At 69.7% G+C, this 13438-nt stretch carries 14 protein-coding genes; 9 read left to right on the forward strand and 5 right to left on the reverse strand.

From position 1 onward, the window contains the following. The first annotated feature begins 70 nt into the window (after window positions 1-70). Entirely contained in the window at window positions 71-523 is a 453-nt protein-coding gene (locus tag AC07FA_RS25040) for an SRPBCC domain-containing protein (RefSeq protein ID WP_479078366.1), read from the forward strand. On the opposite strand, the gene AC07FA_RS25045 is transcribed toward AC07FA_RS25040, so the two are convergent. The 3 genes from AC07FA_RS25045 to AC07FA_RS25055 all read right to left on the reverse strand — a co-directional run bounded on the left by AC07FA_RS25045 (window position 520) and on the right by AC07FA_RS25055 (window position 4751). After that, window positions 520-2079, reverse strand: coding sequence for a type 1 periplasmic-binding domain-containing protein (locus AC07FA_RS25045; RefSeq protein ID WP_479078368.1), 1560 nt, complete (start codon window positions 2077-2079; stop codon window positions 520-522). The two genes, AC07FA_RS25040 and AC07FA_RS25045, sit on opposite strands and share 4 nt — an antisense overlap. Beyond that, a complete protein-coding gene (locus tag AC07FA_RS25050; protein WP_479078369.1) occupies window positions 2072-4210 on the reverse strand; it encodes a hypothetical protein in 2139 nt (712 codons plus the stop codon). The genes AC07FA_RS25045 and AC07FA_RS25050 overlap by 8 nt, the downstream gene beginning before the upstream one ends. A 133-nt stretch (window positions 4211-4343) precedes the next feature. Then, a complete protein-coding gene (locus AC07FA_RS25055; RefSeq protein ID WP_479078371.1) occupies window positions 4344-4751 on the reverse strand; it encodes a PLD nuclease N-terminal domain-containing protein in 408 nt (135 codons plus the stop codon). Window positions 4752-4841: 90 nt separating this feature from the next. Here AC07FA_RS25055 and AC07FA_RS25060 point away from each other — a divergent pair, with 90 nt between their 5' ends. Then, entirely contained in the window at window positions 4842-6299 is a 1458-nt protein-coding gene (locus tag AC07FA_RS25060; protein WP_479078372.1) for a menaquinone biosynthesis decarboxylase, read from the forward strand. Beyond that, entirely contained in the window at window positions 6296-7198 is a 903-nt protein-coding gene (mqnP, locus tag AC07FA_RS25065) for a menaquinone biosynthesis prenyltransferase MqnP (RefSeq protein WP_479078373.1), read from the forward strand. Before AC07FA_RS25060 ends, mqnP begins: the two co-directional genes overlap by 4 nt. Here mqnP and AC07FA_RS25070 read toward each other — a convergent pair. Next, window positions 7188-7799 carry a rhomboid family intramembrane serine protease gene (locus AC07FA_RS25070; RefSeq protein ID WP_479078375.1) on the reverse strand — a complete coding sequence of 204 codons (612 nt, stop codon included), beginning with the start codon at window positions 7797-7799 and terminating at the stop codon, window positions 7188-7190. The two genes, mqnP and AC07FA_RS25070, sit on opposite strands and share 11 nt — an antisense overlap. A 122-nt stretch (window positions 7800-7921) precedes the next feature. Between AC07FA_RS25070 and AC07FA_RS25075 the strand changes: the two genes are divergently transcribed. After that, on the forward strand, window positions 7922-8593 hold the full coding sequence (locus AC07FA_RS25075) for a UbiX family flavin prenyltransferase (protein WP_479078377.1): 672 nt from the start codon (window positions 7922-7924) through the stop codon (window positions 8591-8593). Window positions 8594-8603: 10 nt separating this feature from the next. Here the strand turns inward: AC07FA_RS25075 and AC07FA_RS25080 are convergent, their stop codons facing one another. Beyond that, window positions 8604-8750: a hypothetical protein gene (locus tag AC07FA_RS25080; protein ID WP_453543696.1), complete on the reverse strand. Its 147-nt coding sequence runs from the start codon at window positions 8748-8750 to the stop codon at window positions 8604-8606. A 121-nt stretch (window positions 8751-8871) separates the two neighbouring features. Between AC07FA_RS25080 and AC07FA_RS25085 the strand changes: the two genes are divergently transcribed. The 5 genes from AC07FA_RS25085 (at window position 8872) to AC07FA_RS25105 (ending at window position 13405) form a co-directional block, all read left to right on the forward strand. After that, window positions 8872-9327, forward strand: a complete 456-nt coding sequence (locus tag AC07FA_RS25085; RefSeq protein WP_479078378.1) for an Lrp/AsnC family transcriptional regulator — start codon at window positions 8872-8874, stop codon at window positions 9325-9327. A gap of 48 nt (window positions 9328-9375) precedes the next feature. After that, window positions 9376-10539, forward strand: a complete 1164-nt coding sequence (gene mqnE / locus AC07FA_RS25090; RefSeq protein ID WP_479078380.1) for an aminofutalosine synthase MqnE — start codon at window positions 9376-9378, stop codon at window positions 10537-10539. A gap of 136 nt (window positions 10540-10675) precedes the next feature. After that, a complete protein-coding gene (locus AC07FA_RS25095; protein ID WP_479078381.1) occupies window positions 10676-11233 on the forward strand; it encodes an N-acetyltransferase family protein in 558 nt (185 codons plus the stop codon). A 75-nt stretch (window positions 11234-11308) separates the two neighbouring features. Next, the gene (locus tag AC07FA_RS25100) at window positions 11309-11602 is read left to right on the forward strand and encodes a DUF4229 domain-containing protein (RefSeq protein ID WP_479078383.1); all 294 of its coding nucleotides are present in this window, start codon (window positions 11309-11311) and stop codon (window positions 11600-11602) included. A gap of 438 nt (window positions 11603-12040) precedes the next feature. After that, a complete protein-coding gene (locus AC07FA_RS25105) occupies window positions 12041-13405 on the forward strand; it encodes a dicarboxylate/amino acid:cation symporter (protein ID WP_479078385.1) in 1365 nt (454 codons plus the stop codon). The last annotated feature ends 33 nt before the right edge of the window (window positions 13406-13438 follow it).

A 13438-nucleotide genomic window follows, 5' to 3' on the forward strand; every position in this document is an offset into this window, starting at 1 on the left:
GGGTGACCGGGGGTCCGTCCGGGCCTGCCCCACGGGTGCGGATCGCCTCCCCGCGAGTCACCCTTGTTGTATGAGCCCGACCGGTGCGATCGAGCCAGGTACCAGCGAGACGCGCGACGGCACGCATCTTCTGAGGTTCACGCTGCGGCTGCCCCATCCCGTTCCACGGGTGTGGGCAGCCGTCGCCGGTTCCGAGGGGCTGCGGGGCTGGCTCGCCGTCGCCGAACCCTTCGAGCCCCGCATCGGCGGTGCGGTCACCCTGCGGTGGCTGCCCACCGACCCGGAGCGCGGCGCCGCGGACGCCTCGGGCACGGTCACCGCCTGGGATGTCGAGCGGGTCGCCGAGTACACCGTCGGGGCGCCGCGCGGCCGCATCCGCTTCCATCTGGAACCGCCGCGCGGCGACCACGTCGTACTCCGCTTCACCCACGAGTTCCACGGCGACGACACCCTGCGCCGGGAGCGCCTCGCGGCCTGGCACGAGCGCTTCGAGCACCTCGCCGCCGCGCTGGAACTCCCCTAGCGCCCCGCCGGCGGAAGGCAGCGGCGGTCCGGTGGGCGGCCCTCCGGCCAGGCGATCTCCACGAAGCGCTGGACGCCCTTGTCCGTCAGTTCGACCACCGGAACCGCCTTGTTGTACGGGTTGCCGTGGTTGTCCAGACAGATCCAGCCACTCGCCCCCGACACCTTCAGCGAGGACTTCACCTGCGGCCACTGGCTGCCCACATCGGTCTTCGTGGGCAGCCGCTCGCCGTCCGGGGTCGCCTGCCGGATGCCGTGCACCGCCGTCGCCATCGCGTCGTACGCGATGATCACCTGCCCGTCCATCAGCGTGGCCCGGCCCGTCGGGCCGATCGGGCCGACGGGCTTCTTCGCCACCTGGGCCAGCAGCTCCTGGAAAGCGCGGAAGTCCTGGGCGGAGCCGCCCGTCGCCGGTACCGGCGCGCCCTTCCTGGCGACCCAGGCGTCCGGGTGGGCCAGCGAGGCGTAGCGGACGGTCACCTTCCGGCTGAGTGCGCCGCGGTCCAGCTTCTCGTCCCCGCCGAGATACGAGCCCTCGTCGCCGGTGAGCACGGTGAACGCCCGGTTCTGGCAGCCGCGCCGCCCCAGCTCATTGATGAACTGCCGCAGCTGGGTGTGGCGCCCGGCGAAGAACACCGTCTCCGCGTCCGTGTCGCAGATCAGATGCGTGATCTGCTTGAACGTGTTGGACGTGGTGCCCTCGTCCGTGGCGTCGGGGGGCGAGGTGAACAACTGCGCCTCGTACTTCGTGCCCTTCACCAGCGCGGTGAACGCCGCCTTCAGCGTGTCCGTGTAGTGGTCCCCGGTCCGTGTGTCCTCGACCAGCAGCGCCTTGTCGGCCTCCACCCTGCCGAACTGCGCCAGCGCCCGCGCCTCGTCCCGGTTGGTGGGCGAGACCCTGGCCAGGCCCGGGAACGCGTCTCCGCCGGGCCCGTTGGCGATGTCGTCGGCCGTGATCGTGGTGCCGACGACGGCGATCCGCGCCTTCGTCAGCGCCTGCACCGCGAGCTTCACCTCGGAGCTGCTGGTGGCGACCCCGGACACGGAGCGCAGATGGTCGGGCGCGTCCGTCATGGTCTTCAGCCGGTCGACCGTCGGCTTCCAGAACACGTTGTTCTTCCCGGTGTTGGCGAGCACCAGCCGGATCTTCGGCACCTGGGAGTTCGACAGATGATTGGCCCGGTACTGCTCGGCGAACGCACCTTGCAGTTCGCGCCGCATCTTCGTCCCCATGGACGGGTCGCTCGACGTCAGGGGCAGCAGCAGGGCGACCGTCGCGTACTCGCCCGCCTTCAGACGCCCGTTCTCCCGGCCGATCGCCGAGGCGACCTCCGTCAGGTTCTTCATCCCGAAGTCGTAGCCCGAGCCGGACACCCCCACGCACTCGTCGCTGCCAGCGGGGCGCTCCACGCCCGGCACACAGCTCCGGTCCTCCGGCGTGGTCGCCCGGTCTATGCCGTACCAGCCGGTCCCCGTCACGAGCGCCGCCACGACGACCGTCGTGACGATCCTCTGCCGGGTCGTGTACCAGACGCGATAACGCAGCGGATTACGCATCCGAGCCACCGTCCCCCTGTCGGTCCCGTCGGTCCGGTGTCCCGGCCGTCGGGGTCCCCGGCGGCATGGACAGCGGTCGCCATGCCCTGATGTCCCGCGGCCAGTGCGTCGCCGCGTCCCACAGCACCGCGTTGCCCGTCAGATGCCTGCCGGACAACTGCCGCAGCTCGTGCGCCATCTTGTCGGTCACCTCGTCGTCCGGCAGGGCCAGCGGATCGGACAGCAGCCACACGGCGTGCAGCAGCCGCCGCATCCGCAACTGGAGCTCGGCCGCCTCCTCGTCGAGCCCGGCGAGCCCCGTCAGCTCCTCGGGCAGTGGTCCCGCCGCCACGTCGTGGCCGAGGGCGACAGCCCGCCGCGGATCGGGTCCGCGCGCCCCGCGCTCACGCGGATACGGCGCCGAGGCGATCAGCCGCAGCTCGCCCAGCCAGCCCGGTACGTCGGGACGCGGGAACCGCACCCGCAGATGCGTCACGCAGCCCGCGTCCCGGCCCAGCACCAGCTCCTCGTGCAGCCGGTGCGGGGCGCTCGCGGCGCTCCCCGTCTGGTACACCTCGCGCAGCGACTCGTGGACCGCGCGCCACACCGCGTACCGCGGATGGTCGTCGTCCTGGAAGCGCAGCCGGTGCAGCAGCAGTGACCGCAGCAGCGGATCGGCGACGAAGTGGTCGGGGCCGACCCGCCAGTCCTCCGCGCGCAGCACGTCCCGTACCCGCAACGCCACATCGCCGTCCAGGGACTCGCCCCGCAGCCGGAGCCTGGCCAGCAGCCTGGCCGGCTCCTCGCCGTGCGCGGTGGCCAGCACACCCAGTACACCCACGGCATCGGGGCGCTGCCCCGGCAGCAGCCTCCCCAGCAGCTCGTCCGCCAGCCGCACCGGCTCCCGGTCCTCGCGGACCCGCACCGTGCAGTCCAGCAGCGCGCCAGGCACCAGCGAACCCGGCTCGTCCGCCTCGCCCGCCGCCTGCGCGAACAGCGCCACCCCGAGCGGCCTGCCACCCGTCAGCCGGTGCACCCCGCGTGCCAGACCGGCCGGCGCACGGGCCGCGGGGTCGTGGCGCTCGAACGCGGCCTGGGTGTGCGCGGCGCTCAGCGGGGTGAGGCCGACCGCGAGGATCCCCGAGGTCACCTCCGTACCCCGGGTCCAGTGCGAGGCGTGCGCGACTTCCGGCAGGCGGTGGTGGACGGCGTGCCGCAGGCCCTCGTGGTCGCGGGAGCGGGAAGCGGCGAAGAAGACGATCTGGTCGCGGCGGCCCGCCGCACGCGCCCGCAGCACCGGCTCGACCAGCTGCCGGCCGAGCGCGTTGTGCGCGTTGTCCAGGAGGATCACCGGACGGCCCCGGCGCATCCCCATCGCCGTACCCCGGTAGGCCCGGTACAGATCCTCGACCAGCGCCCCCACGAGATGGTCCTCGGCCCGTCTGCGCAGATCGCCGCCCCGCTCGAAGTCGACCGCGAGCTGGCGCAGCCCGATCCGGCCGTCTCCTCCGGCGTGCGGATAGGCGCCGTACCAGTCGACCGTACGGCGCTGGAACCGGCTGAACGTCTCTTCGAGCACCGACTCCACGGTCGCCTCGGCGATCAGCCCGGCCAGCGGCGCGACCGCGTCGAACGCCGTCGCCGCCAGCTTCGTCAGCACCTTGGTGACCCAGCCCTGCGCCGCGCCCGGCCGCGAGTCCACGGTCGCGAGCACCGGCCCGAGCGACTGGAGATCGCGCTGCGCCCGCGTCTCGTCCTCGCGGCTCCAGGCGATGGACGCCACCGCCACGAGGCCCAGGCTGAGCCGGGGGAACTGCACGGGTTTCGCCGCCCGCACCCTCGGCGTCAGCTGGACGGCCAGGGCGGGCAGCGCCCCGGTGACCGGCGTCCAGCCGGGACCGGGGTCCTCGGGCGGCGCGACCGCCTCGCAGTCGACCAGGGCGACCGGGGTGATCTCCCGGTACACGTTGCGCAGTTGCTTGAGCGTGGCGGTCTTTCCCATGCCCCGGCCACCGGTCAGCACGACCACCGGCGGATCGTCACGGTGCTCGTACGGCGCCTTGGCCGAGCCGTAGGGCGTGAGACCCGTCAGACGTGCCGCCAGGCCGTCGTTGCCGAAAATCGCCTCGCGTCCGTACAGCTCTCTGTCCACCGCACCCCCAGTGCCGACACCCCGTACGACCTGTCACAGCGTCAACAACAGGATATCGGCGGGGCGTTGGAGGCAGGTGTAGATTTTCGAACGATTGAGCCCGATCGTGACCAGGCCCGGCCGTCTCCGGGGCTCAGCCCTTCGGCGGCGTCGGGTCCTCGGTGCTCCCGCCCTCGCCGTCGCGGCGCTTGAGCTCTTCCTCGCGGCGGCGCAGGTCCGCCTCCCAGTCCTTGAGGACGGACTCGTCCTTCTCGTTCTCGTCCTTGAGCGACTTCAGGAAGTCCGGGTTGTCGTCGGGCGCCACCCACTCCTGGCGGTGGTTGCGGTGCCACTCCGAAGGCGTACGGCCTCCGGCGGGCGCCACGCGGATCTTGCCCGCGGCGAACCACACGATCGGGCCCACGATCCAGAACAGCAGGATGATGAAGACCCAGGCCAGCTTCGGGAGGTGCTTGGCCTCGTCCTCCGGAGTGTTCAGACAGTCGATGAACGCGTAGATCGTCAGTGCCAGCGGAAGGAGATAGATCAAGGCCCTGAGCATGGTGGAAGGGTCCCCCGAGAAGAGGTGAGGGGGCGCGGTGTCCCGCCCCGGTGACGGGGCCAGGGTAGCGGGTGGCAGATACTGGACGGCATGGCTTACGACGATCTTCGCTCCCTGCTCCGGGCTCTGGAGCGCGAGGGCGATCTCAAGCGCATCAAGGCCGAGGTCGACCCGCACCTGGAGGTCGGCGAGATCGTCGACCGGGTGAACAAGGCGGGCGGACCCGCGCTGCTCTTCGAGAACGTCAAGGGGGCGAGCATGCCTCTGGCCATGAACGTCTTCGGGACGGACCGGCGCCTCCTCAAGGCGCTCGGGCTGAAGTCGTACGCCGAGATCAGCGACAAGATCGGCGGGCTGCTCAAGCCGGAGCTGCCGCACGGTTTCGTCGGGGTCCGCGAGGCGTTCGGGAAGCTCGGCTCGATGGTGCACGTGCCGCCGAAGAAGGTGAAGTCCGAGAACGCGCCCGTCCAGGAGGTCGTCCTCACCGGCGACGACGTGGACCTGGAGCAGCTGCCGGCGCTCTTCACCTGGCCGAAGGACGGCGGCTCCTTCTTCAACCTGGGGCTGACGCACACGAAGCACCCCGAGACCGGTATCCGGAATCTGGGGCTCTACCGCCTCCAGCGCCACGACAAGCGCACCATCGGTATGCACTGGCAGATCCACAAGGACAGCCGTAACCACTACCAGGTCGCCGCGAAGCGCGGCGAGCGGCTGCCGGTCGCGATCGCGTTCGGCGCGCCGCCCGCCGTGACGTACGCCTCGACGGCTCCGCTGCCCGGTGACATCGACGAGTACCTCTTCGCGGGCTTCATCCAGGGCAAGCGGATCGAGATGGTCGACTGCAAGACCGTGCCGCTCCAGGTCCCGGCGCAGGCCGAGGTCGTCATCGAGGGATGGCTGGAGCCGGGGGAGATGCTGCCGGAGGGGCCGTTCGGTGACCACACCGGCTTCTACACTCCGCAGGAACCGTTCCCCGCGCTGACGATCGACTGCGTGACCATGCGGAAGCGTCCGTTGATCCAGTCGATCGTGGTGGGCCGGCCGCCGACCGAGGACGGGCCGCTGGGCCGGGCCACGGAGCGGTTCTTCCTGCCGCTCCTGAAGATCATCGTGCCGGACATCGTGGACTACCACCTGCCGGAGGCTGGCGGTTTCCACAACTGCGCGATCGTCTCGATCGACAAGAAGTACCCGAAGCACGCGCAGAAGGTCATGAGCGCGATCTGGGGCGCGCACATGATGTCGCTGACCAAGCTGATCGTGGTGGTGGACTCCGACTGTGATGTCCACGACCTCCACGAGGTGGCGTGGCGGGCGCTCGGGAACACCGACTACGCACGGGACCTGACCGTCGCCGAAGGACCGGTCGATCATCTCGACCATGCCTCCTACCAGCAGTTCTGGGGCGGCAAGGCGGGGATCGACGCGACGAGGAAGTGGCCCGAGGAGGGCTATACGCGGGACGGCGGCTGGCCCGACATGGTCGAGTCCGACCCGGAGACGGCCGCGAAGGTCGACCGCCGCTGGAAGGAGTACGGCCTGTGAGCGCCTCGGCCGCAGCGCTGCCCGAGCCCGGCAGGACCAAGGCGTTCCTCCGGCTGGTGATGATCGAGCACTCGGTCTTCGCGCTGCCCTTCGCGTACATCGCGGCGCTGACCGCGATGTTCCGGCTGGACGAGAACATCCACTGGGGCACGCTGCTGCTCGTCACGCTCGCGATGGTCGGGCTGCGGACGTTCGCGATGGCCGCCAACCGGATCATCGACCGGGAGATCGACGCCCGTAACCCCCGTACCGCGGGCCGTGAGCTGGTCACCGGCGCCGTGTCGGTGAAGTCGGCGTGGACCGGGGCGCTCGTCGCGCTCGTCGTCTTCCTCGGGGCGGCGGCGCTGCTGAACCCGCTCTGTCTGGTGCTGGCGCCGCTCGCCGTGGTGCCGATGGTGGTGTATCCGTACGGCAAGCGGTTCACGAACTTCCCGCACGCCATCCTGGGAATCGCGCAGGCCATGGGGCCGATCGGCGCCTGGCTCGCGGTGACGGGCAGCTGGTCGTGGGACGCGGTGATCCTGGGGCTGGCCGTCGGGATCTGGATCGGCGGCTTCGATCTGATCTTCGCGTGCCAGGACGTACAGGCCGACCGGGCGCACGGGGTGCGCTCGTTCCCGGCGCGCTTCGGGATTCCGGCGGCGCTGTGGGGCGCGCGGGTCTGCCATGTGGTGACGACCGGGATGCTGGTCTGGTTCGGACTGGCGACCGGGGCTGAGCTGCTCTACTGGATCGGCATGGTGGTCGTCGCCGTGGCCTTCGTGTACGAGCACCGGGTGGTGCGGCCGCACGATCTGTCCCGCCTCAACCGGGCGTTCTTCTCGGTGAACGGCTTCATCGGCATCGCGCTGTTCGCCTGCGCGCTGCTCGACCTGCTGGTGCGCGGCCTCACGCCGTGACGGCGGTGGCGGTCTCGCGGGGGCGGCGGAAGGCGAAGGCCGCCGCCACCCCGCCGATCAGGCCGAAGAGGTGGCCCTGCCAGCTGATTTCGGAGTCGGTGGGCAGGACGCCCCAGAGGATCGAGCCGTAGACCGCGGCGATGATCACGCCGATCACGATGTCGAGCGGGCGCCGGTCCACGAAGCCGCGGACCAGCAGATAGCCGAAGAGGCCGAAGACCACTCCGGACGCTCCGAGGGTGACGGTGTGGGCCGGGGCGGTCAGCCAGACGCCGAGGCCGCCGGTCACGATGACCGTGAGGACGACGGCGGCGAACCGGCGCAGTCCGGCGAGCGCGGCGATGAAGCCGAGCACCAGCAGCGGGACGCTGTTGGAGGCCACGTGGTCCCAGCCGCTGTGCAGGAACGCGGACGGGACGATGTCGAGCAGTTCGGACGGCTCGCGCGGACTGATTCCGTATGTGTCGAGTGACTGCCCCGTGGCCGTGTCGATGCCTTCCAGCACCCACAGGAGGGCGACCCAGCCCAGCATCAGGGCGCCGGCCGTGACGGCCCGTGCGCCGGTGGTCGTGGTGGTGGCGGAGTTACGGATGCCGGTCATGGCTCCCCCTGTCCCGGGCCTGCGCAGTCCTGTCCCTCACCTGTCGGAACGTGCCGAGGCCCTGACTCGGTTCCTGATGCGGGGTGCCGGATAGGCTCACAGGTGTGAAATCCGGGACTTCGATGAGTCAACAGCAGCGGCGGCCTTGGATTGTCGGGGTGTCCGGCGCTTCGGGTACCCCCTTCGCCGCCTCGGTCCTGCGGGGGCTGCTGGCCGCCGGGGAGAGCGTGGACCTCGTGGTCAGCCGCGCCTCGCGGCTGACGCTGCTGGACGAGACCGGGATCGCCTTCCGGGACGCGCACTGGCGCGAGGATCTGCGTGGCTGGCTGGCGCGGGGTGCGGACGGGAAGCCGGACACCTTCGCGGTGAGCGAGGACGGCCTCGACGGCGTACGGCACTGGGCCGCCGGTGATCTGGCGGCCGGCCCTTCCTCGGGGTCGTACCCGGCGAAGGGGATGCTGATCGTTCCGGCGTCGACGGCCTGTGTGGCCGGGGTGGCGCTGGGTCTGTCGAAGGATCTGCTCCAGCGGGCCGCGAGCGTGACGCTCAAGGAGCGGCGGAAGCTGGTCGTCGCGGTGCGCGAGACGCCGCTGAGTGGTCAGACGCTGAAGCAGATGGTCGCGCTCGATGAGGCGGGCGCCGTGGTGCTGCCCGCCTCTCCGGCGTTCTACGCGGGTGCGACGCACATCCAGGATCTGGTGGATTTCGTCGCGGGGCGGGTGCTGGACGCGGCAGGGGTGCCGCACCAGCTCTACCGCCGCTGGGAGGGAGAGCTCGGTGGCTCCCGCTCCTAGGAGGCCGGGGTCAGCGCTTCTTGGGTGCGCGCGGGGTCCGGGCCTTGTCGATCCGGAGCGCGGCGGCGGGCTGGTGGGCACGCGAGCGGTTGGCCAGGTCCTGCAGCTCGCGCATCCGGGCATAGGCCATCTCGATCGTGTACACGGTGAAGTTCACTCCTGAAGATTCGAAAGCGTTTCTTGGATGTTCTGAAAGATTTGCAGGAGTTGAAGCCTGCATGCCTTAGATTCTATACGTAAACTCGCGGTACTGCTGAACAATGGAAGGTTTCAGTCATATGGACGCGGTGGACAGGCAGCTCATCCAGGCCCTCAGGGAGAACGGCAGGGCCTCGTATGCCGAGCTGGGGCGGCTCGTGGGGCTCTCCGGGCCCAGCGTCACCGACCGCATCAATCGGCTGGAAACCGCCGGTGTCATCACCGGCTACCGCGCCACCGTCGACTCCGCCTCGCTGGGCCTCGGGGTCACGGCGCTGATCGGTATCTCGCTCTCCGACGCCGCCGACCACGAGGACGTGGCGCACCGGCTGAAGGACCTGGCGGAGATCGAGGACTGCTGGTTCATCGCGGGCGACGACTCGTACATGCTCAAGGTCCGCGTCGGTGACGTGGACGGCCTGGAGAAGACGATCCGCAGGCTGAGCGGTACGAAGGGGGTCTCCCGGACGCGTACGACGATCGTGCTGTCCACGAAGTGGGAGAACCGGGTCGGGGACCTGCCCGAGGAGGGCTAGGCGTACGGTGGTCGAAGGCTGTTACACGGAGATATGGGAGGCGCCCTAGTGGACGCGGGACTCAAGCGCGAGCTGGAGGAGAAGGTCCGGGCCGGCGAGCGGCTGACCCGCGAGGACGGGATCGCCCTGTACGAGTCCGACGACCTGGCGTGGCTCGGCGGACTGGCCCATGAGGTGCGGACGCGCAAGAACGGCGACGTCGTTCACTTCAACGTCAACCGGCACCTCAACATGACCAACGTGTGCACCGCGTCCTGCGCGTACTGCTCGTTCCAGCGCAAGCCGGGCGAGAAGGACGCGTACACGATGCGCATCGAGGAGGCCGTCCGCCTCGCCAAGGCGATGGAGAACGAGAACCTCACCGAGCTGCACATCGTCAACGGGCTGCACCCCACCCTTCCGTGGCGCTACTACCCGCGTTCGCTCAGTGCGCTGAAGGAAGCCCTGCCGAACGTGGGGCTCAAGGCGTTCACGGCGACGGAGATCCACCACTTCGAGACGATCTCGGGGCTCACGGCCTCCGAGATCCTCGACGAGCTGATCGAGGCCGGTCTGGAGTCGCTGACCGGCGGTGGCGCGGAGATCTTCGACTGGGAGGTCCGTCAGCACATCGTCGACCACGACACCCACTGGGAGGACTGGTCGCGCATCCACCGTCTCGCGCACGAGAAGGGGCTCAAGACCCCGGCGACGATGCTGTACGGGCACATCGAGGAGCCCCGTCACCGCGTCGACCACGTGCTGCGGCTGCGGGAGATGCAGGACGAGACCGGCGGTTTCCAGGTCTTCATCCCGCTGCGCTACCAGCACGACTTCGTGGACATGAAGGACGGCAAGGTCCGCAACAGGCTCCAGGCGCGGACGACGATGGCGACGGGCGCGGAAGCGCTGAAGACCTTCGCGGTCTCCCGGCTCCTCTTCGACAACGTGCCGCACGTCAAGGTCTTCTGGGTGATGCACGGTGTGCAGACCGCCCAGCTCGCCCTTCAGCACGGCGCCGACGACATGGACGGCTCGGTCGTCGAGTACAAGATCACGCACGACGCGGACAACTACGGCACGCCGAACAAGCTCGGCCGTGACGATCTGCTGGACCTGATCCGCGACGCGGGCTTCCGGCCCGTGGAGCGCAACACCCGGTACGAGATCCTTCGCGAGTACCCGGGACCGGACGCGAGCCGGCGCGAAGAGCCGCAGCCGATGCGCCTCTGACGCCCTCGCGCATCTGTTCCGCCTCCGCAGGAAAGCCCCGGCCGCTGCCGACCGGGGCTTTCTCGCGTCCGGCCTGGGCCTTCTCGCGTTTCGGACACTGCTTGAGCCCCTTCAATGTAATAGTTAACATCGAGCTATGGCGCTTACATTCGAGCTGGACCCCGCCTTCGGCCGGCCTCTGCACGACGGCATCACCGCACTCTGGGCCGATGTCACCGACGCGGGCGGCGCCGTCGGATTCGTACCGCCCGCGAACCCCGACGAGATCCGGCCCGAACTGCTCAAGCACCTGGCCGCGATCACCGAGGGCCGCACCCGGCTCCTCGTCGGCTACGACGAGGACGGCACCGTCGCCGCCACCGCCTTCCTCGCCCGCACCTCCCACCGGCTGATGACCCACTGGGTCCTCTGCCACACGGTGATGGTCCACCCCCGGCTCCAGGGTCAGGGCCTGGGCCGGGAGCTCATGGCGGCGGCGGCCGACGCGGCCCGCGCCACCGACGGCATCGAGGCCATCCGGCTCACCTGCCGGGGCGGCACCGGAGCCGACCGCTTCTACGCCTCGTGCGGGTACAAGGAGGTGGGCCGCGTGCCCGGCGCGATCCGCGTCGCCCCGGGTGACGACCGCGACGACATCACCATGCTCCTCCCGCTCTTTCCCCCGCCGCGCGCGGCCGGCCCGGGAGCCCCCTGAACCACAGGAATTCGGGTCATGCTTCACTGGTCGGGCAGGTTTCGTGACGTGCCGTACGTAGAGAGAGGGTCAGCCGTGTCCGCTGCCAAGCCGAGCGCAACGATCCGGTACACCGCGTTGCGTCTGTTGATCTTCGTGGGCTGCTTCTTCGTCGCCGGTGTGGCGGTTCACTTCGGGCTGATGCCGGCCGGGCTCAAGGGCTCCAACTTCATCTGGGTCCTGCTGCTCGGGCTGCTGCTCTCGGCGCCGCTCAGCTTCGTGCTCCTGCGCAAGCAGCGCGACGAGATGTCTGAGCAGCTCATCACCAAGGTCGACCGGACCAAGGCCCGCCTGGAGGCCAACCGGACCCGCGAGGACGCCGTCCAGTAGTCGGCGCGGGCCAGTAAGCGGAACGTAAGCTTCCTCACACTCGCGCCCCCAGGTGCCCTCGGGCGCCCGCAACCCCAGCCCGGAGCCACCGCTCCAGTGCTGGGGTTTCGCTGTTTCCCGGCGTCGCGCGACGGGGCCCGGCGTGTCTTCTTGACGAAGAAGACCAAAGAACACCTTTGAGGTTCCCAAAGTTCAAGTGTTAACGTGTTCGACATGAAGACCGCAGTGCGCCACCCGCTTGCCGCGAGCGTCCCGCTCGTGGCGCGCCTGCATGTCGATCTCTGCCGCTGTATGTCCGCGGTCTGTTGCCGCAACGTCTGAACCGGCATCATGCAGCGGCGCCGCCCCTGACGCGGGCGCCGCACCCCGTCCCCGTTCGACCGCACGACCGTGCGTATGCCCCCGTACGCCACGCTGCGTCCCCACAGGAGTGTGTCCGTGTCCGCGAACTCCGCGCCCACCACCACCGGCACCGGTAAGCCCTCCGGTACCGGCACCGGTTTCCGCATACCCAAGGTCCCGTTCTGGGCCCAGATCGTCACCGGTCTGGTCCTCGGTGTCCTCCTCGGCTGGCTCGCCCGCAGCCAGGACATCGACTGGCTCTACACCACGCTCGACCAGGTCGGCCACATCTTCGTCCAGCTGCTCAAGCTGGCCGTCGCGCCCCTCGTCTTCTTCGCGATCCTGGTGTCGATCACCAACCTGCGCAAGGTCAACAACGCCGCCAGGCTGGCCACCCGCACACTGCTCTGGTTCATGATCACCTCGCTGATCGCCGTGGCCATCGGCCTCGCGATCGGTCTGATCACCAACCCGGGCGCCGGCACCGGCCTCACCCCGAAGGACGGCGCCAAGCCGGAGAGCGCCGGTTCCTGGCTCGACTTCCTGACCGGCATCATCCCGACGGACGTCATCACGCCGTTCACCGAGCTGAACGTGCTGCAGATCGTCTTCATGGCCGCCGTCGCCGGTATCGCCGCGCTCCAGCTCGGCGACAAGGCCAAGCCGATCCTCGCCCTCAGCGAGTCGATCCTGGAACTCCTCCAGAAGGCCCTGTGGTGGGTCATCCGCCTCGCCCCGCTCGGCACCGTCGGCCTCATCGGCTACGCGATCGCCGACTACGGCTGGGACCTGATCGGCAAGTACGCGACGTTCACCGCCGACGTCTACATCGGTTGCGCCCTGGTGATGTTCGGCGTCTACCCGCTGCTGCTCGCGACGGTCGCCAAGGTCAGCCCGCTCCAGTTCTTCAAGGGCGCCTGGCCCGCGATCCAGCTGGCCTTCGTCTCCCGCTCCTCGGTCGGCACGATGCCCGTCACCCAGAAGGTCACCGAGCGTCTTGGTGTCCCGAAGGAGTACGCGTCCTTCGCGGTGCCGTTCGGCGCCACCACGAAGATGGACGGCTGCGCCGCGATCTACCCGGCGCTGGCGGCGATCTTCATCGCGCAGATCTTCGATGTGCAGCTGGGTGTCGGTGACTACATCCTCATCGCGTTCGTCTCGGTCATCGGTTCGGCGGCCACCGCCGGCCTCACCGGTGCGACGGTCATGCTGACACTGACCCTCTCGACGCTGGGCCTCCCGCTGGAGGGCGTCGGCCTGCTGCTGGCGATCGACCCGATCCTGGACATGATGCGCACCGCCACGAACGTGGCGGGACAGGCGCTGGTCCCGGTGATCGTCGCCTCCCGCGAGAAGATCCTCGACCACGACGCGTACAACTCGGCCTCGGCCTCCCCGGTCGAGGAGACCGAGAACAGCGACGCGGAGTACAAGGACGACGCCGTACCGGTCCCCGCGTAACGCGGTCGGCCACACTTCGGCATCGAGTGCCCC

The organism is Streptomyces sp. NPDC045968, assembly GCF_056430475.1.